Consider the following 20,418-nt stretch of genomic DNA (forward strand, 5'->3'; position numbering starts at 1 on the left):
GCCTATCGCAACGCCGCCACGTCGGCGACGTCCATATCCTCATAATCCAGATTCTCGCCGGCCATCGCCCAGACGAAACCATAGGCACGCGTACCGACACCCATATGGACCGACCATGGCGGCGACAGCACCACCTGTTCGTTGCCGACGACGATATGCCGCATCGCGTCTGGCCGTCCCATGAAATGCATCACCCGGTCATTCGGTCCCAGACCGAAGTACAGATACACTTCGCTGCGGCGGTCATGGACATGCGGCGGCATGGTGTTCCACACGCTGCCCGGATCGAGGATGGTGATGCCGAGACACAAGGCCGCGCTGGCGCAGCGATGGGGCAGGATCAGCTGGTGGATCGTCCGCGCATTGCCGGTCGCGGGATCGCCCCGTCGCATCGGCGGTGCGTCGGCCGCACTGACCTTTTGCAACGGAAAGGCGCGGTGGGCGGGAACGCTGAGCAGGAAGAAGCGTGCTTCCGCCCCCGCGAACGTCACCTCGCGACTACCCAGCGGCACGTACAGCGCTTCGCAGCGGTCGAGGACCGTCGCCACCCCGTCGACCGTAACCGTTCCGCATCCGCCGACCTGGACCACCCCCAGCTCGCGCCGGTCGAGCAGCGGGAGACCCGCCGCGCTTGCCGGCTCGGTCTGGTCGGGAAGGCGCAGCAAACCCTCGCCCGGGACCGCCGCGCCGATGATGAACCGCTCGCCATGCGAATAGACCAGCGTCAATGCACCGTCGCGGAACAGGTCGTCGATCCGATGCTGTCCGGCAAGGTCGGCATTGCTCGCCCCCGTCATCATTGCCGGGTGGGTCGGATGATAGGTGCGCTCGAACATGCTCACCGCTTGCGGTCGAGCCGGGCGACCTCGGACGCCGCCAGCAACAATGCACCGACCCCGTAATATTGGGTATCGCTTGCCGCGACCTGGTCGGGACGATCGCTGACCTGCTGGACATAGCCGAGCTTGCCGTCGGGCTGCACCGCCCGCGTCAGGGCCGCCCAGCCGCGGCGCACCACCGGTTCGTAGGTCGCCCGGTCGATCAACCCGGCATTGATCCCCCATGCCAGTCCATAGACGAAGAAACCGGTCCCGCTGGTTTCGGGCGGCGACCCTTCGGGTGCCAGCAACGACGGCGACCAATAGCCATCGGGCTTTTGCAGCGCGGCGATCCGCTGCGCCATCGCCCGGTACAGGGCGGTCATCCGCACCGCGTCCGCGCTCCCCTTCGGCAGCAGCGGAAGCGAACGCGCGATCCCGCCGAAGACCCAGCCATTGCCGCGTGACCAGAACAGCTTGCGCCCCTTGTCGTCACGCCGGTCGAAGAAGCGGCTGTCGCGGAAATACAGCTTCTCTTCCTCATCGAAGAGGAAGTCGGTGGTCGCCCACCATTCGGACATCGCATAGCTGCGGTACCGGCTATCCCCGGTCTGTCGTGCAAGTTCGAGCCATACCGGCGGTGCCATGAACAATGCGTCGCACCAGCACCAGCGCTTCAGACATGCCGTATCGAAATAGTTCGATTGCGCCTTCAGAAAGGACAGATGCGGTCGCGGCTTTTCCGCCAGCACCTTGTCCAGCGTCGCCCTCATCGGCGCGACCGCTGCCGCCCCGGCGCCGTGCTTCGCCGCCCAGAGATAGGTCTGGCCGATGACATGGTCGTCGGCGAAGAACCAGCGATCTCCGGGTTTCCATTCGTTGCCGCGGCCCATGGTCTGTATCGCCTGCCCGATTTCAGCGGGCGCCCCGGCATCGGCGAGGGCGGTCATGCCGACCCAGAATACCGCCTTCTCCCACGCGCGTGGTTCGGCGGTTTCCGGCGTCGCCTGCGAAATCTGCGACGGGTCGTCCAGCCGGGCCAATTGCCAGCGCGCGACCTTCGCCGCCACCGCCAGCGGCTGTTGCGAAGCAGCGCTCATCGATGTTGGCGTCTGTGCCGGTACGCTGGCCGGCATCCCCGCAAGCGCCAGAGTAAGCAGCGCCAATTTCGTCATCTTATTCCTCCACGACAGGGATATGCACCGGCGTCAGACGCGGGCTGAGCAAATGAACTACAAGCAGCGCCAGCAGATACGCGCTGCCTGCCACGGCAAAGATCGGCGCATAGCTGCCGGTCGCTTCCAGCACATGGCCGACGAACTGGGCGATCAATATGCCGCCGATCGCGCCGGCCGTGCCGCCGATTCCGACCACCGATGCGATCGCCGCGCGGGGAAACAAATCCGATGGCAACGTCAGGAGATTGGCCGAAAACGCCTGATGCCCGGCGGTGGCGAGGCCGATCAGCAGCACCGCGCCCCACAGATGATCGACATATTGCACGGTCACGATCGGCAGCACCGCCAGCGCACAGACGAGCATGGTCAGCTTGCGCGCGACGTTGGCGCTGCGTCCGCCTGCCATCAGCCGCGATGACATCCATCCGCCCGCGACACTCCCCAGATCGGAGAGGACATAGATGGCGACCAAGGGCGGGCCATAGCCTTTCAGGTCGAGGCCGTACCGCTTCCCCAGGAAGTCCGGCAACCAGAACAGGAACATCCACCAGATCGGATCGGTCAGGAACTTGGCCAGCGCATAGGCCCAGGTCTCGCGCCGTGCGAACAGCCGTCGCCAGGGCAGATGCCCGGCGGGCGCGATCGGATCGCTTTCGATCAGCGCCAGTTCGGCAGCGCCGACGCGGCGATGCTCGCGCGGTCGACGATAGATCGCGACCCAGGCGATCAGCCACACGATGCTGAACGCGCCGGTGGCGATGAACGCCATACGCCAGCCATAGGAAAGCGCGATCGCCGGCACCAGCAACGGCGTGACGATCGCCCCGACATTGGCCCCGGCATTGAACACGCCGACCGCAAAGGCCCGCTCCTTTTGCGGAAACCATTCCGCGACGACCTTCAGCCCTGCCGGAAAGTTGCCGGACTCGCCCAGACCCAAAGCGAAGCGCACCGCCGCGAACTGGACGACGCTATGCACCAGCCCATGCGCCATATGCGCCAGCGTCCAGAACCCGAACGCCAGCGCATAGCCGACGCGCGGCCCGGCCAGATCGATGAACCGCCCGATGCCCAGAAATCCGATCGCATAGGCCGCCTGGAACCAGAACACGATGTCGGCATATTGCCGCTCGCTCCATCCAAGATCGGCTTGCAGCAGCGGCTTGAGCACGCCGATCATTTGCCGGTCGATGTAATTGATCGCGGTCGCCGCGAACAGCAAAGCACAGATCGTCCAGCGGTATGATCCGGCTTTGGCCGCCATCGTCCTGCCCGTTCCGGCCATCGCGTCCTCCCCCGCCGGATCGTTCCGGTCGGCGGAATTGGTACGACAACAATTCCACGGATGTCAACAAGCCGCCGTCCGGGAACCGCATCCGTCCGTCAACGGGCCGGGCGGCGTCAGGTGTTGTCGTATCAATTTTTTGTGATTAGGTACGGGGGACCACAACAGGACGAACCGGATGCGTCGATCGATCGCCATGTTTGCGTTGCTGACCGCCGCCGCTGCGGCACCGGGGCAGGATGCGCCGCTGCCACCGGTCGTCCGTCCGCTCCCCGAACCGCCGGTGGCAGACCGCACGCCGGGCGCCCGTGTCATCCTTGCCGATTATCGCCACGACGACCTGTTGTGGGAGAATGATCGGACCGCGCACCGCATCTATGGACATGCGCTGGAACCGGTGGAACCGCCGTCCGGATCGGGCATCGATGCCTGGGGAAAAAATGTGGCGCGTCCGTTCATGGACCGTCAGCTTCGCACCGGCGACCAGCATAGCTTCCATGGCGAGGGCATGGATTTCTACAATGTAGGTACCAGCCGCGGCATGGGCGGGCTCGGCATCTGGTTCGACAACAAGCTGTGGACCTCGCGTAACTTCGTCGCCCACCGCATTCTCCAGACCGGGGGAAAGGTTGCGGAATTCGAGGTGGATTACGCCCCATGGCCGGTCGATGTCGGGCGCCGGGTCTGGGAAACGCGACGCTTCACCCTGCCGATGGGGACCCATTTCACCCGCATGGAATCGACGATCCGTTCGGACCGGCCGGGCGCGCTGACGATCGGCATCGGCCTGTCGAAGCGCGCGGGCGGCGACAATCCGGTTGCGACGATCGACCGGTCGCGCGGACTGATCGCGCTATGGGGCCCCGAACACCCCGATCACGGCACGCTGGGCCTCGCCCTTCGCGTGGATCCGGCGGCGATCGTCGAAATACGGCAGGATGCCGACAATTATCTGATCCTGCTTCGCGCAAATCCGGGGCGCCCCTTTGTCTATTTCGCAGGTTCGGCGTGGAGCCGCGGCGTCGGCGGGTTCCGGTCGGCCGCAGCATGGGCCGACTATGCGCGACGGACACCTCTCGACTTCCAACCCTCCTCGCGCGCAGGCCAGGCCAAATGACCCCCAATCCGCTGACCGGCGTTTTCTATCACTGGCTGGGCGGCTTCGCCTCGGCGAGTTTCTACGTTCCCTATCGCGGCGTGAAACGTTGGTCTTGGGAAATCTATTGGCTGACCGGCGGCATATTTTCCTGGGTTCTCGCACCCTGGTTCTTCGCCGGGATCCAGACCGAAAACCTGCTCGGCGTGTTCGCGGCGACGCCGGTCGCGACCCTGTTGTGGCCGATCTTTTTCGGGGTGCTGTGGGGCTTTGGCGGGCTCGGCTACGGGCTGGTGATGCGGTATCTCGGCCTGTCGCTGGGCATGGCGGTGGTGCTGGGGCTGTGTACCGTCTTCGGCACGCTGATCCCGCCGCTGTTCGCCGGCGAATTCGCAGCGAAACTGCTCGACAGCGTGTCGGGCAACATCATCCTGCTCGGCCTCGCCCTGACGCTCGCCGGGATCGTCGTCGTCGCCATGGCCGGCGCGAAGAAGGATCAGGCACTTTCGCCCGAACAGAAAGCAGCGGCCGTCGCCGAGTTCGACTTCCGTAAGGGGATCGTCGTCGCCATCTTCGCCGGGATCATGTCGGCCTGCTTCGCCTTCGGTCTTGCAGCCGGCGAACCGATCAAGGTGCTGTCGGCGGCGGCCGGGACCGGGCCGTTATGGACCGGCCTGCCGGTGCTGTGCCTCGTCATGTTCGGCGGGTTGCTGACCAATGCGCTGTGGTGCGCGATCCTGATCGTCCGCAACCGCAGCGGCGGCGAATGGGCCGGTCGGGGCAAGGCGGCGGGCGCGCCGCTCGGCTGCAACTTCGCGCTGTGCGCGCTGGCCGGGACCGCATGGTATTTCCAGTTCTTCTTCTACACCATGGGCGAAAGCCAGATGGGACGGTTCGGCTTTTCGAGCTGGACGCTGCATATGGCGTCGATCATCATCTTCGGCACGCTGTGGGGCTTCGCGCTCCGGGAATGGAAGGACGCCGCCCCCCGTACCCGCGCGATGGTGTGGGCCGGCGTGGCGCTGCTGGTGCTCGCGACGATCGTCATCGGCTATGGCAACATGATCGGATAAGGCCGAACAGCATTCGCAGATACAGGGCGCGGCCGACACCGGATCCTCATGGTCCGCCCGCGTTGCCTGACCGCTTTGAGCATGGCACATTCCGCCCTCCAGCGTTTCCGGAGGTTCGATGCGTTCGTTGTTGCTCGCCCCATGCCTGACCGTCGCCGCATCGGCGCTCGCGCAGACGGCCCCTGCCCCAGTCTCGATCGAAACGGTGAAGGAGGCCACGCGCGTCCTGTCGTCCGACGCGTTCGAAGGGCGCGCCCCCGGTACGCCGGGCGAGGAGAAGACGCTCGCCTATCTGGCCGAACAATTCGCGAAGGCGGGGTTGAAGCCGGGCAACAAGGGTAGCTGGTTCCAGGACGTGCCGCTGGTCGAGATCACCAGCCGCAACGTGTCGCCGCTGACCTTCACCGGCGCGGGCAGTCCGATCGCGCTGAGCTACGGTTCCGATATGGTCGTCGGCACCTATCAGGTGACGCCGAAGTCGGTCGTCGCGAACAGCGACGTCGTCTTCGTCGGCTATGGCATCAACGCGCCTGAAAAGGGTTGGAACGACTATGCCGGCACCGATGTGCGCGGCAAGACGGTGCTGATCCTCGTCAACGATCCCGATTATGCCAGCCCGACGCTGGACGGACCGTTCGGGGGCAAGGCGATGACCTATTACGGGCGCTGGACCTACAAGTTCGAGGAAGCGGCGCGGCAGGGTGCGGCCGCCGCGATCATCATCCACGATACGGTGCCCGCCGCCTATGGCTGGAACGTCGTCCAGTCGAGCTGGACCGGTCCGCAACAGGTTGCCGACGCCGCCAACGACCATCTGGACCAGAGCAAGGCGATCGGCTGGATGCAACTGCCCGCCGCAAAGCGCCTGATCGCGGCAGCGGGGAAGAATTACGATCAACTAGTCGCGGCCGCGCAGAAGAAGGGCTTTCGTGCGGTGCCGCTCACCGGGGTCAAGGCGAGCGTGTCGTTCGACAATCAGGTGCGTCGCCATGCGTCCAAGAACGTGATCGGTATCCTGCCGGGCACCAAACGCCCCGATGAGGTGGTGCTGTTCACCGGCCATTGGGACCATCTCGGCCGGTGCGAGGCGGCGAGCGACGGCGACGATATCTGCAACGGCGCGGTCGACAACGCGACCGGTACCGCCGCCCTGATCGGGCTGGCGCAGGCGAATGCCAAGGCCGGCGCGACCGAACGCAGCCAGGTCTATCTGGCGGTGACCGGCGAGGAATCGGGGCTGCTCGGTTCGGCCTATTATGGCGACCATCCGGTCTATTCGCTCGCAAAGACCGTCGGCGGGATCAACATGGACGCATTGTCGGTCGCCGGACCGGCCCGCAACGTCGTGGTCGTCGGCAAGGGCAAATCGGAACTCGACGCCTATCTGAACCGCGCGCTGGCGGCGCAGGGCCGGGTCGCGGAGGCCGATCCGATGCCGCAGAACGGCTATTACTACCGCTCCGACCATTTCAGCTTGGCCAAGCATGGCGTGCCGATGCTCTATGTCGATTCGGGCGACGACCTGATCGAAGGGGGCAAGGCGGCCGGGGAAGCGGCGGTCAAGGACTATACCAAAAAGCGCTATCACGGCCCCAAGGACGAATATGACCCGAACTGGAACTGGGCGGGCGTCGCGCAGGATCTGAACCTGTTCTACACGATCGGACGCGAACTGGCGAACACGACCGCATGGCCCAACTGGGTCGCGGGGGACGAATTCCGCGCGATCCGTGACCGCAGCCGCGCCTCGCAATGAGGGCGGCCGGACCGGCTACGCGCGGCCGGTCGCTTGCACTGGCGCTTCCGCCGCGCCCCTGATGCCAGGTTGGCACGATGGCCGCTTCGGTTCAGACGGAATGATGCGGCATCGCCATGGGCCGATCGTCGGCCGGCTCCGCATACGCAATTCCGGCTATCGTCATCCGGCGAGGGAGCATAGAGCGCGGCGCGGCGTTCCGCTTGCGCAACGACCAATTCCGGCGTTTCGTCGGCAGAGACTATAAGGCAGCAAAGCATGGCGATCGTTCGGCGGCGCGTGGAATCCGGCGGCTTCATCCTGTTCCTTGCACTGGTGACCATCGGGCTGATCCTGGTCGTATCGAGCTTTGTCGGTGCGCTGCTATGGGCGGCACTTGCCGCGCTGCTGTTCCAGCCCCTGTTCCAGCGGCTGCTGCGGTGGCGGCCCGGGCAGCGCAATCTGGCGGCGGCGCTGTCGCTGCTCATCATCACCGTCGCGGTGGTGATCCCGGCGCTCGTCATCGCCAGCATGGTCGTCGAACAGGCGGCGGGCGTCTATACGCAGCTGCGCAGCGGCCAGATCAATTTCGCGACCTATTTCGAACAGGTTCACAGCGCCCTGCCCCAGCGCATGCAGCACGCGATCGACAGCGCCGGGTTCGGCAGTTTCGAACGCGCACAGGCCCGGGTCTCACAGGCGGTCGGCGCCAGCGCCAGCGTGCTCGCCCGCAGCGCGCTGTCGATCGGCGCCAATGCTGCGGCATTCCTGCTCGCGTTCGGCGTCGGGCTGTATGTCACCTATTTCCTGTTGCGCGACGGCGACCGGCTCGGCCCGGCAATCGTCCGGTCGCTGCCGCTGGAGCGCGACGTGGCATGGCGGCTCGCCAATAAATTCACCGCCGTCGTCCGGGCGACGATCAAGGGGTCGGGCGTCGTCGCGCTGGTGCAGGGCGCGCTGGGGGCGATCACCTTCTGGATCGTCGGGCTGCCCGCCGCATTGCTGTGGGGCGTGGTGATGGCGATCGCGGCGCTGCTGCCGGCCATCGGACCAGCCATCATCTGGACGCCCGTCGCCATCTATCTCCTCGCGACCGGAGCGATCTGGCAGGGGGTGGTGGTCGTCGCATCGGGGGTGCTGGTGATCGGCTTGGCCGACAATATCCTGCGCCCGGTGCTGGTCGGGCGCGACACCGGCATTCCCGATTGGCTGGTGCTGGTGACGACGCTGGGCGGGATCGACCTGATGGGACTGAGCGGGATCGTCGTCGGACCGCTGGCAGGCGCGCTGTTCATTACCGCATGGAGCATCCTGACCGAGCAACGCGCGGCACAGGCGGCGGCGGACGAAGAGAAATCAACGGCATAGCTTGTAACGACCGCGCTATCGGGTCATCCTGCGGCGATCGTTGCCGGAGAGAAGCCCATGGAAATCGGCCGTCGCGAACTGATCCTCACCGCCGCCGCGCTGTCCATCGCCCCTGGCTGCGCATCGTTCGGCCAGTCCGACCGCAAGCTCGGCTATGCCATTGTCGGGCTGGGCGGATATGGCCTCGGCCGGATCATCCCCGAATTCCGGAATTGCGAGCATAGTCGCCTCGCCGCCCTGGTCAGCGGCGACCGGGCAAAGGCCGAACGGGTGGCGAGGGAACATGGCCTGCCGGCCAGCGCGATCTATTCCTACCAGAATTACGATCGCATCCGCGACAATCCCGACATCGACATCGTCTATGTCTGCCTGCCTAATGCGATGCATGCCGAATATTCGATCCGCGCGTCGCAGGCCGGCAAACATGTCCTGTGCGAAAAGCCGATGGCGGTGTCCGTCGCCGAATGCGAAGCGATGATCGCCGCTGCGCGCACCGCGAACCGCAAGCTGATGATCGGATATCGCAGCCATTTCGAACCGCATAACCGGGAAGCGATGCGCCTTGCCCGGACCGGCGCGGTCGGCAGGACCCGCTATGTCCGGTCCGAACATGGCTTCGATTTCGGCGACCCCAATGCATGGCGGCTGAAGCGCGCGCTGTCGGGCGGCGGGTCGCTGATGGATATCGGCATCTATGCCTTGCAGGCCGTGCGCTACATGACCGGCGAGGAACCCGTTGCCGTCACCGCGCGCGAATCCACCGACCGGCGCGATCCGCGTTTCCGGGAAGTCGAGGACATGATCGACTTCACGCTAGATTTCCCGTCGGGGGCGATCGGCAGTTGCCAGTCGATGTACAGCGCCAACCGCAACCAGATCATGCTGATGGGCGAGAAGGGCCGGATCGAGCTCGAACCGGCGACCGGCTATAGCGGACAGCGATTATGGGTGGGCGGCGACCGCGAGCGGCAGGTGACGCCACCGCCGGGGCCGGGGCGGAACCAGTTCGCCGCGCAACTCGATCATCTGTCCGAATGCGCGGTCAGCGGGCGCGAACCGATCGTGTCGGGTGAGGAAGGCCTGCGCGACATGCGGATCATCGAGGCGATCTATCGATCGGCTCGCGAAGGGCGCACGATCCGGCTGGACCAGCGCGCCTGAAGCGACGGGCAGGAGCGTAAGGCCCCTGCCCGCCGATCGATCAGAACTTCACGCCGGCACGCGCGTAGAGATACCGCCCGTTGAAGCCGAAGGGCGAGAAGCTCGAATAGGGAATGAAGTAATTGTTGATCGCCGCCGCGCCGAGGATCGGGTTGCGCGTCGGATAGACGTCGAACAGGTTGTTCGCGCCGATCGCCAGTTCGAACTGCCCCGGGGTCGCACGGACTTCGACGTCGGTCAGCCATTTCGGCGTCAGTTCGACATCGGTCGCCGCCGATCCGCCCGGCGACAGCGTGTTGCCGAAGCGATTGGTGCGCGCGGTCACGCCGAAGATACCCTGCGACCAGTCGAGACCGGCATTGATCTTCGACCGCGGCTGCCCCTCGGTAAGCCGCAGCGATTCCTGCCGCCCGAACAGGGTGACGCCCGGGATCGCCGACAGCGTCGAACGGTCGGTAATGTCGGTCTGGTTGTAATTGTAACCGGCGGTCAGCGTGACGCTGCCGATGCCGAGGTCCGGCACGCGGTAGGTTCCCACGACCTCGACGCCCTGCGTCCGGGTGTCGATGCCGTTGATGAAGAAGCGAGCCGAGGTGATGTCCTGGATACCGGCGGCCCGCAGCACCGCGACGACCGCCGTGCCCTGCAGGTTTTCGGACAGGATGATCCGGTCGTTGATCTTGATGTTGTAATAGTCGGCGGTCAGCGTCAGCCCGCGCAACGGCGTCAGTGTCAGGCCCCCGCCGATGTTGACCGACTTTTCGGCCTCCAGCTGCCGTGAACCGAGCGCCCGGGCGACCGGATCGCCGACCCGGAACGTGCCGATCTCGACCAGCGTCCCGCCGATATTCTGCGTGGCGAAGGAGGAGAAGAATTGCTGCGCAAGGCTCGGCGCGCGGAAACCGGTCGAGATCGATCCGCGCAGCGCTGCCCATTCGACCGGCGCGAAACGGGCGGCCAGCTTGCCGTTCACCGTATCGCCGAAATCGCTGTAATGTTCGTAACGACCGGCGGCGACGACGTTGAACGCATCGCTGACCTTGCCGTCCAGTTCGACATAGCCGGCGAAGCTGTCGCGCGACGTGTCGACCGCGGTGCTCGGTGAGAAGCCGGGGAAGCCCTGCGACCCGGCGGCAGCGCCGTTGCTGAACGCGAACGGGCCGGCGGCGTAGCTCTGGAATTCGCCGGCAACGATGCGGTAATTCTCGTTACGATATTCGCCGCCGAGCGCCAGCGACAGTTGCGACAGGAAGCCGACGGCGATGTCGCGCTGCAGGTCGAGATTGACCGTCTGCTGGCCGAAGCGCGTGCCGCCCGCGTTGAATGCGCGCTGCGACTGCGGACCGAACGAGGCGTTATAGCTGTTCTCGATGCGGAAATCAAAGCTGTTGGTCCCGTAGACATAGGACAGGTCGTAGTTGAACCCGGCGATGTCACCCTTCACGCCCAGCGCGCCGGAGAAATCCTCCATCTGGCTGGTGATGAGCGGCAGGAAGCCATCGGCGTAGAAGGGTGTGCAGACCGTGCCGGTAAAGGTGCAGTTGCGCAGGTCCTGGATGTTGCTGTTGGCGTCGCGACCCGAAGCACGGCGATAGAAGGCGGCGCTTTCGCCGTCACGAATGCCGTAGCTGCCGAAGATGTAGAGTTCGGAGGTTGCGCCGAGATCGACGCCGCCATTCAGGAAGAAGTTGAAGTCGGTGGTCTTCGCATCGCCATAGCGATGGTTGACGCGATCGAAGCCGAATTCGCGCGGATCGACGCCGCCGGTCGACAGCAGCGGATAGTTGCGGCGCGGATCATAGCCGGCCCGGTTGGTCGGCTCGCGGTCGCGATATTCGCCGGTCAGGTTCAGATAGGCGGTCTCGCCCATCGGCAGGCCCATATTCGCGGCGAAGGTGACAGTACGGCCGTCACGCACCTGACGATCCCGGCCGGTCTCTTCGAGGACATAGGTGCCGTCGGCGCGCACCTGCGGCTCCCCGTTCGTCTGCCGCGCGACACCCGATACTTCGGCGACCCCCTCCATCTGCGAGACATATTTGCCGTAGGTCATCGTGGCGCGACCGCCTTCGCGACGCTTGAGTTGCACGTTGATGACGCCGGCGATCGCGTCCGACCCATATTGCGACGACGCGCCGTCGCGCAGCACGTCGATCCGCTCGATCGCGAGGCTGGGAATGGTGTTCAGATCGACCGCCGACGAACCGCGCCCGACCGATCCGTTCGCGTTCAGCAGCGAGGTGGTGTGACGGCGCTTGCCGTTGACCAGCACCAGCGTCTGATCGGGCGACAAGCCACGCAGCGTCGCCGGACGGACCACATCGGTGCCGTCGGTGATCGACGGTTGCGGGAAGTTGAACGACGGGACAAGCTGGTTCAGCAGCTTGTTGGTTTCGGTATAGCCGGCATTGACCAGCGCGTCGCCGGTAATGACGTCGACCGGCACCGGGCTTTCGGCGACGGTGCGGCCCTGCGCACGCGTGCCGACGACGACGATCTCTTCGCCCGCAGGCACATCGGCGGCGGGCGGCGGCGCCTCGGTCACTTGCGCAAAGGCAGGGATGGCGGTGAATGCCGTCGACAGGAACAGCGCGGTGAAAACCGGTTTACGCATGAAAATCTCCCCGAAACCGCCCTTTAGGGCTAGTCGTTGCGCCGTCTAGTTCGACCGGGACATATTCTGGCGCAACCCTGTGCCAGATAGCGTAACACGATTGTCACGCCGCTGTTGCCGCGCCGCAACATTGGTTTCCTAGGCGAATCGACTGTTCGGCATTGACAGCGGCGAGCAGCTTGCCTAGTCACGATCCACTTGCCGCGTGGGGTATCTCCACGCGGACATATTGCATTTGGGAAAGAAGCAAGGGCCATGTTCGCAATCGTGCGCACGGGCGGCAAGCAGTATCGCGTTGCCGCAGGAGACAAGATCGTCGTCGAGAAGCTCGACGGCGAAGCTGGCAGCAACGTGACGCTCGGCGACGTGCTCCTTGCCGGCGAAGGTTCGGAACTGAAGTCGGTCGAAGGGCTGACGGTTTCGGCGGAAATCATCGCGCAGGCGAAGGGCGAGAAGGTCATCGTCTTCAAGAAGCGCCGCCGGCACAACTACCGTCGCAAGAACGGTCATCGCCAGCAGCACACCATCCTGAAGATCACCGCGATCGGCGACAAGCGCGCCGACGACAGCGCCGCCGCATAAGCGCCTGAGCGAATACGAGGAGTTTGAACCATGGCACATAAAAAAGCAGGCGGTTCGTCGCGCAACGGTCGTGACTCGGCCGGCCGTCGCCTTGGCGTGAAGAAGTTCGGTGGCCAGGAAGTGGTCGCCGGCAACATCATCGTGCGTCAGCGCGGCACCAAATTCTATCCGGGCGTGAACGTCGGCATGGGCAAGGACCATACCCTGTTCGCACTGGTCGATGGCCGCGTGGCGTTCAAGGAAGGCAAGCTCGGCCGCAAGTTCGCCTATGTCGAACTGCAGGCGCAGGCCGCAGAATAACGGGCTACCAAACGGGTCGCCCACCAGGGTGACCCGGGTTCCGGCGACGGAACCAGCCAACAAGAGGGAGGCGGGTCACCCCGGCTCCCTTTTTTATTGCTCTCTCCGGCCCCTGCCCGCTTCCCTCTGCGGAGGCGCGTCGCATTGGAGAGATGCTGATGTTCGCCCGTACCGAACGCCTGACCCTGCGCCCCGGCTGGATCGAGGACGCGCCCGCACTGCTTGCCGCGATCGGTCATGAAGCCGTCGTCCGCAACCTGTCGCGCGTACCGTGGCCGTACACGACTGCCGATGCCGAGGCGTTCATCGCTGCGTGGCAGGGCGAGCCCGGCCCCCTGTTCCTGATCTTCGCCCATGACGGCGGACGCTGTGACCTGATCGGCGGAATCGGCATCGGTCCGCTCGGCGACCAGCCGCACGTCATGGGCTATTGGCTGACGCCATCGGCATGGGGATGCGGCTATGCGGTCGAGGCGGGACGCGCCGTACTCGATATCGCCGCGACGCTCGGCATCGAACGGGTCACGGCTGGCCATTATGTCGACAATCCGGCGTCGGGCGCCGTACTGCGCCGACTGGGCTTCGTGGCCACGGGCACGCGCAGCGCAATTCATTCGCGTGGGCGCGGCGTGGCGGTCGAGACGATCGACTATGCGATCGACCTGACCGATCGTCGCCACGATCGGCGGAAGGCGGCATGAAACGCACGGAACGCTCGCGCCGTCCGGCTGGTTGACAGCGGACGGCGCTGCTGCCGCACGAGAGGATGCCCGCGATGATCGACCCCGACACGCCCGAACAGGAAGAAATGGAAGAGGCACAGGAAGAAGCCGCCGAGGAACGTGAGGAAGAAGGCGGCTATCAGTGACCTGCCGGGCCGGCGTGCGAACGGCACGCCGGCTTGCCGGGAAAAACCGATTATCCTAGCCTGCCAACAGGCAAGGTAGGAACGATCCGATGCGATATTCCGGTGTAACCGCCCTGATTGGCATGGTCATCGCATCACCAACGATGGCGCAGGACCGAAGCGGTTCCAGCGGAGCGGGAACAGCACGGGATATCATCGTAAATGGCGAACTTTCGATGCCCGCCAATCCACACACTGTCATCGTGCCGCCACCTTCAACGGGCGGCTACGACACAGAAGCGGCGGTAGTGTTCGAAGATGCCTCCCGCCGTGCCGCCCTGTGCGCCACGCGCGGCGGCTCCGGCAGGTTGGCGCTGCTACGCAGAGTCGTAGACGGCGTCTTTGCGACATCGGCTCAAGAAAGAGCGCAGGACCAGCTGGTCTGGCAGACTGCAACTTGCGGAGAGGGATCGGGGATCCGCAACCAGGGAATCAACAGTTTTGATCGGGTGAATGTCCGGGCCGACTCTGCCTATTACCCGGGCACGCTCTATCGCGGAGCGTTCATTATCGAGGCCATCCGCGCCTTCGCACCCGATCTTTCGATCACTCGCGAACAGCTCGCTGACCCTCAGGTGCAGCAACGTTTCCTGATGCGCGAAGATGCTCGCGCCAGCAAGCGACTGCCGGGCGATCTCCGATTCTTCCGGACCGCCATCTGCATCGTGCGCGAACAGCCGGAACTGGCAATCCGGCTGATCCAGACCAATCCGGTTGAAAGGTCGACCGCAGCCGTTCAGGCGCATCTTATCGAACGTACGCGAGCCTGCACCGGCTACGCAAAGCGGCTGACGGTAGATCCCTACCAGTTCCGCGCGTTCATAGGGGATGCACTGTATCGCTGGGCGCTTGCGGTCCGCGACGTCCCGACCTTGATCCCGGTGCAGCCACAGGAACGATCGCCTGCAACCAGAACCTCGCAATCGGACAAAAACTGACGCCTGATGGCAGCCTATCCCCCCAGCAAATCGAGATAGCCGACCACGTCGTTGCTGGTTTGCAGATAGAGGCCGGCCTGTATCTCCTCCGGCTCGCGCGCCGCTGCCGCCATCGCTTCGGCCAGCGTGCCGTACAGGATGGTGCTCGCCACGCCGCCTTCGTCATCGAGGTGATAGAGCCGGACCGCCGCTTCTTCCGATACCGTTCGCATTACCGATCCATGCGCGGCCGCGGCCCGCGGTGCAAGCCGGTCAGGCGCGGGCCAGTCGTGCCGCCTCGAACTCGCTATCGACCAGTCCGATCAGCGCGCGGTCGTCATGGTTCCACGGATGGAAGCCCGGCAGGAAGAAGGCGAGATACATGCCCAGCACCTTGCGCGCCATGCCCGGCCGGCCAAAGGCATAGGCGAACAGCCGCCATTTCAACCGCGCCCCCGTGAAACCGTCCTGCGCCAACAGGTCGAGCATCCCCTCGGTACGTCCGCGGAAGAATCTGGCCGTGACGATCAGCATCACCAGCGCCTTGACCCGCCAGCGCTTGAACCGGGTCCAGTGGCGCGTTGCGTGGAGCCAGGTGTCGTAGGCAACGCCCTTATGCTCGATCTCCTCGATCGCGTGCCAGCGCCACAGGTCGGCCGCCGCCTGATCGCCGCCGGCCAGATGCGCCGGATCGGCGATCAGTTCGTGCGCGAGGATCGCAGTGAAATGTTCGAGGCACATCGTCGCCGCCAGATTAGCGATCGGCGGACGCCCCTTGGTGATCGACAATTCGTGATCGATCCGCGCGTCGAGCCGCGACGTATCATAGCCCTGATCGGTGACATGGCGATTGAACGCGACATGCTCGCGGGTGTGAATCGCCTCCTGCTTCACAAATGCCCGGATTTCGGCGGCGAGGCGGGGCGGCACGTCATCGCGATACTGGCGGACGCTGTCGATAAAGAACCCCTCCCCTTTCGGAAAAGTGACCGACAACGCGTTGTAGAAGGCGGTGGCGATCGGATCATCGTTCAGCCACCACCGGCGATAGCCGCCATCGCGCCCGAAGCGCAGGTCGCGCGGCGTGATCGTCAGATCGTCGGGAGTCTTTGCTTTCGCCACGGTTCTGCTCCAACTGATACCATGCCAGATGCCGACTACTTACACATATGTCAATAGCTCGCCGCCGCCTCTCCCCCGAAGCATCGCGTGACGCGGCACTTGATGCCGCGCGCGACCTGTTGATCGAGGCCGGACCGCAGGCGGTGACGCTGAAGGCGGTCGCGACGCGAATCGGACGGACGCACGCCAATTTGCTGCATCATTTCGGATCGGCGTCGGGCCTGCAAAAGGCGCTCGCCGAGCGGATGGCGACGACGATCACCGCGACGATCGGCGCGGCAGTGCTGCGCGCCCGCGACGGCGATCACGATCCGCGCGAAGTGGTCGACCTCACATTCGACGCCTTCGATCGCGAGGGTGCCGGCGCACTGGCGAGCTGGATGATCCTGTCGGGTAATGACGACGCGCTCGATCCGATCCTCGACGCGATCCATGCGTTGGTCGACCGGTTGGGACATGAGAATGCGCTCAGCGGGATGCCGCTGGCGGACGAGACGCTGCAATTGGTGCTGATGGCGCTGGGCGACGCACTGCTGGGCGGGCCGATGGCCAAGGCGCTGCGCCTGCCGCGCGAACGCGCTCGGGAACTGGCAGTGCGCAGCCTGATCGCGGTGCGGGAGAACTGAACGTGCTGATCCGTGCCGCGACGCCAGCCGATCACGCCGCGATCGCAGAAATCATCCTGCCGCACATCCGCGCCGGGGAAGTATATGCGCTCGACCGGGACATGACCCGGGAGGATGCGCTTCGTTACTGGATGGCCCCCGCCCAAAGCGTGTTCGTGGCGGAGGTCGAGGACCGGGTCATTGGCAGCTATTATTGCCGTGCGAACCAGGCCGGGGGCGGCGCGCATGTGGCCAATGGCGGTTATGCCACCCATGCGGAATCGACCGGGCGCGGCGTCGCTCGTGCGATGGCGCTGCATTCGTTCGATCATGCGCGGGCGTCAGGCTTTCGTGCGATGCAGTACAACTTCGTGATCGCGAGCAATGTCCGCGCGGTCCGGCTATGGCTGTCGCTTGGCTTCGAACAGGTCGGCCGCCTGCCCGGAGCGTTCGACCATCCGACACTGGGCGAAGTCGACGCGCTGGTACTCTACCGACGGCTATAGCATAATGCCCTTCCCCCTTGGGGCGACTCCGACTAAGCGCACGCAATGCATTTTCTCGATCAAGCCAAGATCTTCGTCCGTTCGGGCGGAGGCGGCCCCGGCGCCGTCAGTTTTCGCCGTGAAAAATTCATGGAATATGGCGGCCCCGACGGCGGCAATGGCGGCAAGGGCGGCGACATCATCTTCGAAGCGGTCCCCGGCCTCAACACGCTGATCGACTTTCGCTACACCCAGCATTTCCGCGCGCCGCGCGGGTCGGGCGGGTCGGGTGCGAACCGCACCGGACCGGGCGGGCGCGACCTGATCATCCGGGTGCCGGTGGGGACGCAGGTGCTGTCGGAGGACAAGGAGACCGTCCTCGCCGATTTCACCCGCCCCGGCCAGCGCGAGGTGTTCCTGCGCGGCGGCGACGGCGGCCGCGGCAATGCCAGCTACAAGACCTCGACCAACCGCGCGCCGCGCCAGCATGGTACCGGCTGGCCGGGCGACGAGGCGTGGGTCTGGCTGCGGCTCAAGCTGCTCGCCGATGCCGGGCTGGTCGGGCTGCCCAATGCCGGCAAGTCGACGTTCATCAACGCTGTCACCAACGCGAATGCGAAGGTCGGCGACTATGCGTTCACCACCACCCGGCCGCAGCTGGGCGTGGTCAGCCACAAGCAGCGCGAGTTCGTGATTGCCGACATCCCCGGGCTGATCGAGGGTGCGGCGGAAGGGGCCGGGATCGGCGACCGCTTCCTCGGCCATATCGAACGCTGCCGGGTGCTGCTGCATCTGATCGACAGCCATGTCGACGATCCGGTCGCGGCGTACCGCATCGTGCGCGGCGAGCTGGAGAATTACGGTGCCGACCTGGCGGAAAAGCCCGAGGTCATCGCATTGAACAAGGCCGATCTGCTCGATGACGAACTGACCGCGGCGCTGATCGCCGAACTGGAGGCGGAGAGCGGGGCGAAGGTTCTGCCGCTGTCGGGCGCGACCGGACAGGGGCTGGAAGCAGTGCTCGACCGGCTGATCGAGGCGATCGGGCCGGCCGAGATGCACGCGCAGGACACCGGCGACGACGAGGAACCACGGGCATGGTCGCCGATCTAGGGGGGGAAAGCTCCTCCCCGCTTCGTGGCGAGGAGTTTTCTCCGCAAGCTTGCCCGCGCCTGGTCGTAAAGGTCGGCTCCGCGCTCCTCGTCGCTTCGGATGGACAGGCGCGGCGGGAGTGGCTGGCGTCGCTGGTTGCGGACATTGCGGAACGCGTCGCGGCAGGGCAGCAGATCGTCATCGTCTCCTCCGGCGCGATCGCGCTCGGCGCGCGACGCCTCGGCCTTGCGAAGGGCGGTCGTGCCAGCCTCGAAGACGCACAGGCCGCGGCGGCAACCGGGCAGATCGCGCTGTCGAGCATCTGGGCCGAACTGCTTGGCCACCACGGCCTGACCGCCGCGCAACTGCTGGTGACGCTCGACGATCTGGAGGATCGCCGCCGCTACCTGAACGTCTCGGCGACGCTGGGCCGGTTGCTGACGCTGGGCGTGGTGCCGGTCGTCAACGAAAATGACAGCGTCGCGACCGAGGAAATCCGCTTCGGCGACAATGACCGGCTCGCCGCGCGGGTCGGAGCCGCGGCTCGGGCGAACGGCGTCGTTCTGCTGTCTGACATCGACGGGCTGTACGATTCGAATCCGCACAGCAACCCGGACGCAAAGCTGATTCCGCACGTCCCGCAGATCGACTCCGCGATCATGGGCATGGCCGACGCAAAATCGTCGTCGGGCATGGGATCGGGCGGCATGGTGTCGAAAGTGGAAGCGGCGCGGATCGCGACCGCCGCCGGCGCCAATCTCGCCATCGCCAGCGGCCGGATAGACCATCCGCTCGCCCGGTTCGGGGAAACCGGGCACGGCACCGTCTTTGCGACGGCGGGCAATGCCCCTGCGCGTAAGGCGTGGCTGTCGGGCGGGCTGACCGATCGCGGCGCGATCCGCATCGATGCCGGCGCGGCGAAGGCGCTCGCCACCGGGCGCAGCCTGCTGGCCGCCGGCGCCATCGGCGTCGAGGGCGACTTCGTTCGCGGCGACCTGATCCGCATCGTCGATGCCGACAATCGCACGATCGCGCGCGGGCTGGTCGAATATGACGCGGGCGAAGTCGTCCGCATCGTCGGGCGGCGCAGCGACGAACTGCCCGACCTGCTCGGCTATGCGCCACGATCGGCGCTGGTCCATCGCAACCATATGGCCCTGCTGTGAGGACGATGGCGTTGACCGGCGGCACCGGCTTTGTCGGGCGCCGCGTGATCGCGCAGGCGGTCGGTCAGGGCTGGCACGTGCGCGCGCTGACCCGCCGGGCGCAGCCGGCCGAACCGAATGTCAGCTGGGTTCGCGGCGCACTCGACAAGCCCGACAGCCTGACCGAACTGGCCGCGCAGGCCGATGTCGTCGTGCATGTTGCCGGCGTCGTGAACGCGCCCGATGCGGCAGGCTTCACCGCCGGCAACGTGACCGGCACCCAAGCGATGCTCGATGCGGCACGGACGGGCGGCGTACGACGCTTCGTCCATGTCTCCTCGCTATCGGCGCGCGAGCCACAGCTTTCGGCCTATGGCGCATCGAAGCGCGCGGGCGAGGATCTGGTCGCCGGAAGCGGTCTCGACTGGACGATCGTACGGCCGAGCGGGGTATATGGGCCGGGCGATACCGAGATGCGGGACATGTTCCGCATGGCGCAGCTGGGGCTGGCGCTGCTGCCGCCGCCGGGCCGGGTCGCACTGGTCGCGGTCGATGATCTGGCGCGGCTGTTGCTGGCGCTGGCCGACAGCGACGGTCCTCGCGCGATCCTCGAAGTCGATGACGGCAATCCGATGAGCCATGCCGAGCTCGCCAAGCTGATCGGCGATGCCGTGGGGCAGCGGGTGTTGCCAATGCATCTGCCGGCGAAACTGTTGCGGATCGGCGCGAAACTCGACCGTAAATTTCGCGGCGCGGCGGCCAAGCTGACCGAGGACCGCGCCCGCTATCTTGCGCATCCCGACTGGACCGCCGACCCGGAGCGCCGTCCCGATCCGCGCCTCTGGGAACCGCGCATCGCCACGCCGCGCGGGCTTGCCGACACCGCGGCATGGTATCGCGCGCACGGTCTGCTATAGGCCCGCAGAACCAAATAC

General features: G+C 65.7%; 20 protein-coding genes. 14 read left to right on the forward strand and 6 right to left on the reverse strand.

What is annotated here, in order from left to right:
* Positions 1-2 precede the first annotated feature (2 nt).
* Genes kduI through ACZ1JS_RS07980 form a run of 3 tightly spaced genes read right to left on the reverse strand, consistent with a single transcriptional unit; the run spans position 3 to position 3,260 of the window.
* Positions 3-836 (reverse strand): 5-dehydro-4-deoxy-D-glucuronate isomerase, encoded by an 834-nt coding sequence (gene kduI / locus ACZ1JS_RS07970; RefSeq protein ID WP_465168659.1) that lies wholly within the window; start codon positions 834-836, stop codon positions 3-5.
* Positions 837-838: 2 nt separating this feature from the next.
* Positions 839-1,993 carry a glycoside hydrolase family 88/105 protein gene (locus tag ACZ1JS_RS07975; protein ID WP_465168455.1) on the reverse strand — a complete coding sequence of 385 codons (1,155 nt, stop codon included), beginning with the start codon at positions 1,991-1,993 and terminating at the stop codon, positions 839-841.
* 1 nt (position 1,994) lies between these two features.
* On the reverse strand, positions 1,995-3,260 hold the full coding sequence (locus ACZ1JS_RS07980; protein ID WP_465168456.1) for an MFS transporter: 1,266 nt from the start codon (positions 3,258-3,260) through the stop codon (positions 1,995-1,997).
* Between the two features lie 199 nt (positions 3,261-3,459).
* Between ACZ1JS_RS07980 and ACZ1JS_RS07985 the strand changes: the two genes are divergently transcribed.
* From ACZ1JS_RS07985 to ACZ1JS_RS08005, 5 genes are all read left to right on the forward strand, one after another.
* Positions 3,460-4,398 (forward strand): DUF4861 family protein, encoded by a 939-nt coding sequence (locus tag ACZ1JS_RS07985; protein ID WP_465168457.1) that lies wholly within the window; start codon positions 3,460-3,462, stop codon positions 4,396-4,398.
* Entirely contained in the window at positions 4,395-5,450 is a 1,056-nt protein-coding gene (gene rhaT, locus ACZ1JS_RS07990) for an L-rhamnose/proton symporter RhaT (protein WP_465168458.1), read from the forward strand. Before ACZ1JS_RS07985 ends, rhaT begins: the two co-directional genes overlap by 4 nt.
* A gap of 118 nt (positions 5,451-5,568) precedes the next feature.
* Positions 5,569-7,206 carry a M28 family peptidase gene (locus tag ACZ1JS_RS07995; protein ID WP_465168459.1) on the forward strand — a complete coding sequence of 546 codons (1,638 nt, stop codon included), beginning with the start codon at positions 5,569-5,571 and terminating at the stop codon, positions 7,204-7,206.
* A gap of 258 nt (positions 7,207-7,464) precedes the next feature.
* Complete coding sequence (locus ACZ1JS_RS08000; RefSeq protein ID WP_465168460.1) at positions 7,465-8,553, forward strand: AI-2E family transporter; 1,089 nt, start codon at positions 7,465-7,467, stop codon at positions 8,551-8,553.
* A gap of 57 nt (positions 8,554-8,610) precedes the next feature.
* Positions 8,611-9,714 (forward strand): Gfo/Idh/MocA family protein, encoded by a 1,104-nt coding sequence (locus ACZ1JS_RS08005; RefSeq protein ID WP_465168461.1) that lies wholly within the window; start codon positions 8,611-8,613, stop codon positions 9,712-9,714.
* Positions 9,715-9,754: 40 nt separating this feature from the next.
* Here ACZ1JS_RS08005 and ACZ1JS_RS08010 read toward each other — a convergent pair whose 3' ends face one another.
* Positions 9,755-12,328: a TonB-dependent receptor plug domain-containing protein gene (locus tag ACZ1JS_RS08010; RefSeq protein WP_465168462.1), complete on the reverse strand. Its 2,574-nt coding sequence runs from the start codon at positions 12,326-12,328 to the stop codon at positions 9,755-9,757.
* A gap of 255 nt (positions 12,329-12,583) precedes the next feature.
* On the opposite strand from ACZ1JS_RS08010, the gene rplU reads away from it, so the two are divergent.
* From rplU to ACZ1JS_RS08030, 4 genes are all read left to right on the forward strand, one after another.
* Positions 12,584-12,910 (forward strand): 50S ribosomal protein L21, encoded by a 327-nt coding sequence (rplU, locus tag ACZ1JS_RS08015; protein ID WP_055785208.1) that lies wholly within the window; start codon positions 12,584-12,586, stop codon positions 12,908-12,910.
* 30 nt (positions 12,911-12,940) lie between these two features.
* On the forward strand, positions 12,941-13,210 hold the full coding sequence (gene rpmA, locus ACZ1JS_RS08020) for a 50S ribosomal protein L27 (RefSeq protein ID WP_242116461.1): 270 nt from the start codon (positions 12,941-12,943) through the stop codon (positions 13,208-13,210).
* Positions 13,211-13,368: 158 nt separating this feature from the next.
* Positions 13,369-13,911 (forward strand): GNAT family N-acetyltransferase, encoded by a 543-nt coding sequence (locus tag ACZ1JS_RS08025; protein ID WP_465168463.1) that lies wholly within the window; start codon positions 13,369-13,371, stop codon positions 13,909-13,911.
* 256 nt (positions 13,912-14,167) lie between these two features.
* Positions 14,168-15,055, forward strand: a complete 888-nt coding sequence (locus tag ACZ1JS_RS08030; RefSeq protein WP_465168464.1) for a hypothetical protein — start codon at positions 14,168-14,170, stop codon at positions 15,053-15,055.
* A 14-nt stretch (positions 15,056-15,069) separates the two neighbouring features.
* On the opposite strand, the gene ACZ1JS_RS08035 is transcribed toward ACZ1JS_RS08030, so the two are convergent.
* Together ACZ1JS_RS08035 and ACZ1JS_RS08040 are read right to left on the reverse strand one after the other, a co-directional pair.
* Complete coding sequence (locus ACZ1JS_RS08035) at positions 15,070-15,267, reverse strand: hypothetical protein (protein WP_465168465.1); 198 nt, start codon at positions 15,265-15,267, stop codon at positions 15,070-15,072.
* A 40-nt stretch (positions 15,268-15,307) separates the two neighbouring features.
* On the reverse strand, positions 15,308-16,156 hold the full coding sequence (locus ACZ1JS_RS08040; RefSeq protein ID WP_465168466.1) for a metal-dependent hydrolase: 849 nt from the start codon (positions 16,154-16,156) through the stop codon (positions 15,308-15,310).
* A 47-nt stretch (positions 16,157-16,203) separates the two neighbouring features.
* On the opposite strand from ACZ1JS_RS08040, the gene ACZ1JS_RS08045 reads away from it, so the two are divergent.
* The 5 genes from ACZ1JS_RS08045 to ACZ1JS_RS08065 are packed head-to-tail and all read left to right on the forward strand — an operon-like array spanning position 16,204 to position 20,400.
* Positions 16,204-16,782 carry a TetR/AcrR family transcriptional regulator gene (locus ACZ1JS_RS08045; RefSeq protein WP_465168467.1) on the forward strand — a complete coding sequence of 193 codons (579 nt, stop codon included), beginning with the start codon at positions 16,204-16,206 and terminating at the stop codon, positions 16,780-16,782.
* Positions 16,783-16,784: 2 nt separating this feature from the next.
* Positions 16,785-17,267: an N-acetyltransferase family protein gene (locus ACZ1JS_RS08050; RefSeq protein WP_465168468.1), complete on the forward strand. Its 483-nt coding sequence runs from the start codon at positions 16,785-16,787 to the stop codon at positions 17,265-17,267.
* Positions 17,268-17,312: 45 nt separating this feature from the next.
* Positions 17,313-18,359: a GTPase ObgE gene (gene obgE, locus ACZ1JS_RS08055; protein WP_465168469.1), complete on the forward strand. Its 1,047-nt coding sequence runs from the start codon at positions 17,313-17,315 to the stop codon at positions 18,357-18,359.
* On the forward strand, positions 18,344-19,504 hold the full coding sequence (gene proB / locus ACZ1JS_RS08060) for a glutamate 5-kinase (protein WP_465168470.1): 1,161 nt from the start codon (positions 18,344-18,346) through the stop codon (positions 19,502-19,504). Before obgE ends, proB begins: the two co-directional genes overlap by 16 nt.
* A gap of 5 nt (positions 19,505-19,509) precedes the next feature.
* The gene (locus ACZ1JS_RS08065) at positions 19,510-20,400 is read left to right on the forward strand and encodes an SDR family oxidoreductase (RefSeq protein ID WP_465168660.1); all 891 of its coding nucleotides are present in this window, start codon (positions 19,510-19,512) and stop codon (positions 20,398-20,400) included.
* Positions 20,401-20,418: the final 18 nt, after the last annotated feature.

Source organism: Sphingomonas sp. BL-S-05, assembly GCF_055521695.1.

What these genes read in the sequence shown, in the direction of transcription:
- obgE (WP_465168469.1), top strand. Translation starts at nt 17,313, where the DNA reads ATGCATTTTCTCGATCAAGCCAAGATCTTCGTCCGTTCGGGCGGAGGC.
- ACZ1JS_RS08025 (WP_465168463.1), top strand. Translation starts at nt 13,369, where the DNA reads ATGTTCGCCCGTACCGAACGCCTGACCCTGCGCCCCGGCTGGATCGAG.
- ACZ1JS_RS08030 (WP_465168464.1), top strand. Translation starts at nt 14,168, where the DNA reads ATGCGATATTCCGGTGTAACCGCCCTGATTGGCATGGTCATCGCATCA.
- ACZ1JS_RS08010 (WP_465168462.1), bottom strand. Translation starts at nt 12,328, where the DNA reads ATGCGTAAACCGGTTTTCACCGCGCTGTTCCTGTCGACGGCATTCACC.
- rpmA (WP_242116461.1), top strand. Translation starts at nt 12,941, where the DNA reads ATGGCACATAAAAAAGCAGGCGGTTCGTCGCGCAACGGTCGTGACTCG.
- ACZ1JS_RS08065 (WP_465168660.1), top strand. Translation starts at nt 19,510, where the DNA reads ATGGCGTTGACCGGCGGCACCGGCTTTGTCGGGCGCCGCGTGATCGCG.
- ACZ1JS_RS08045 (WP_465168467.1), top strand. Translation starts at nt 16,204, where the DNA reads ATGTCAATAGCTCGCCGCCGCCTCTCCCCCGAAGCATCGCGTGACGCG.
- proB (WP_465168470.1), top strand. Translation starts at nt 18,344, where the DNA reads ATGGTCGCCGATCTAGGGGGGGAAAGCTCCTCCCCGCTTCGTGGCGAG.
- ACZ1JS_RS08035 (WP_465168465.1), bottom strand. Translation starts at nt 15,267, where the DNA reads ATGCGAACGGTATCGGAAGAAGCGGCGGTCCGGCTCTATCACCTCGAT.
- rplU (WP_055785208.1), top strand. Translation starts at nt 12,584, where the DNA reads ATGTTCGCAATCGTGCGCACGGGCGGCAAGCAGTATCGCGTTGCCGCA.
- ACZ1JS_RS07975 (WP_465168455.1), bottom strand. Translation starts at nt 1,993, where the DNA reads ATGACGAAATTGGCGCTGCTTACTCTGGCGCTTGCGGGGATGCCGGCC.
- rhaT (WP_465168458.1), top strand. Translation starts at nt 4,395, where the DNA reads ATGACCCCCAATCCGCTGACCGGCGTTTTCTATCACTGGCTGGGCGGC.
- ACZ1JS_RS07980 (WP_465168456.1), bottom strand. Translation starts at nt 3,260, where the DNA reads ATGGCGGCCAAAGCCGGATCATACCGCTGGACGATCTGTGCTTTGCTG.
- ACZ1JS_RS08005 (WP_465168461.1), top strand. Translation starts at nt 8,611, where the DNA reads ATGGAAATCGGCCGTCGCGAACTGATCCTCACCGCCGCCGCGCTGTCC.
- kduI (WP_465168659.1), bottom strand. Translation starts at nt 836, where the DNA reads ATGTTCGAGCGCACCTATCATCCGACCCACCCGGCAATGATGACGGGG.
- ACZ1JS_RS07985 (WP_465168457.1), top strand. Translation starts at nt 3,460, where the DNA reads ATGCGTCGATCGATCGCCATGTTTGCGTTGCTGACCGCCGCCGCTGCG.
- ACZ1JS_RS07995 (WP_465168459.1), top strand. Translation starts at nt 5,569, where the DNA reads ATGCGTTCGTTGTTGCTCGCCCCATGCCTGACCGTCGCCGCATCGGCG.
- ACZ1JS_RS08000 (WP_465168460.1), top strand. Translation starts at nt 7,465, where the DNA reads ATGGCGATCGTTCGGCGGCGCGTGGAATCCGGCGGCTTCATCCTGTTC.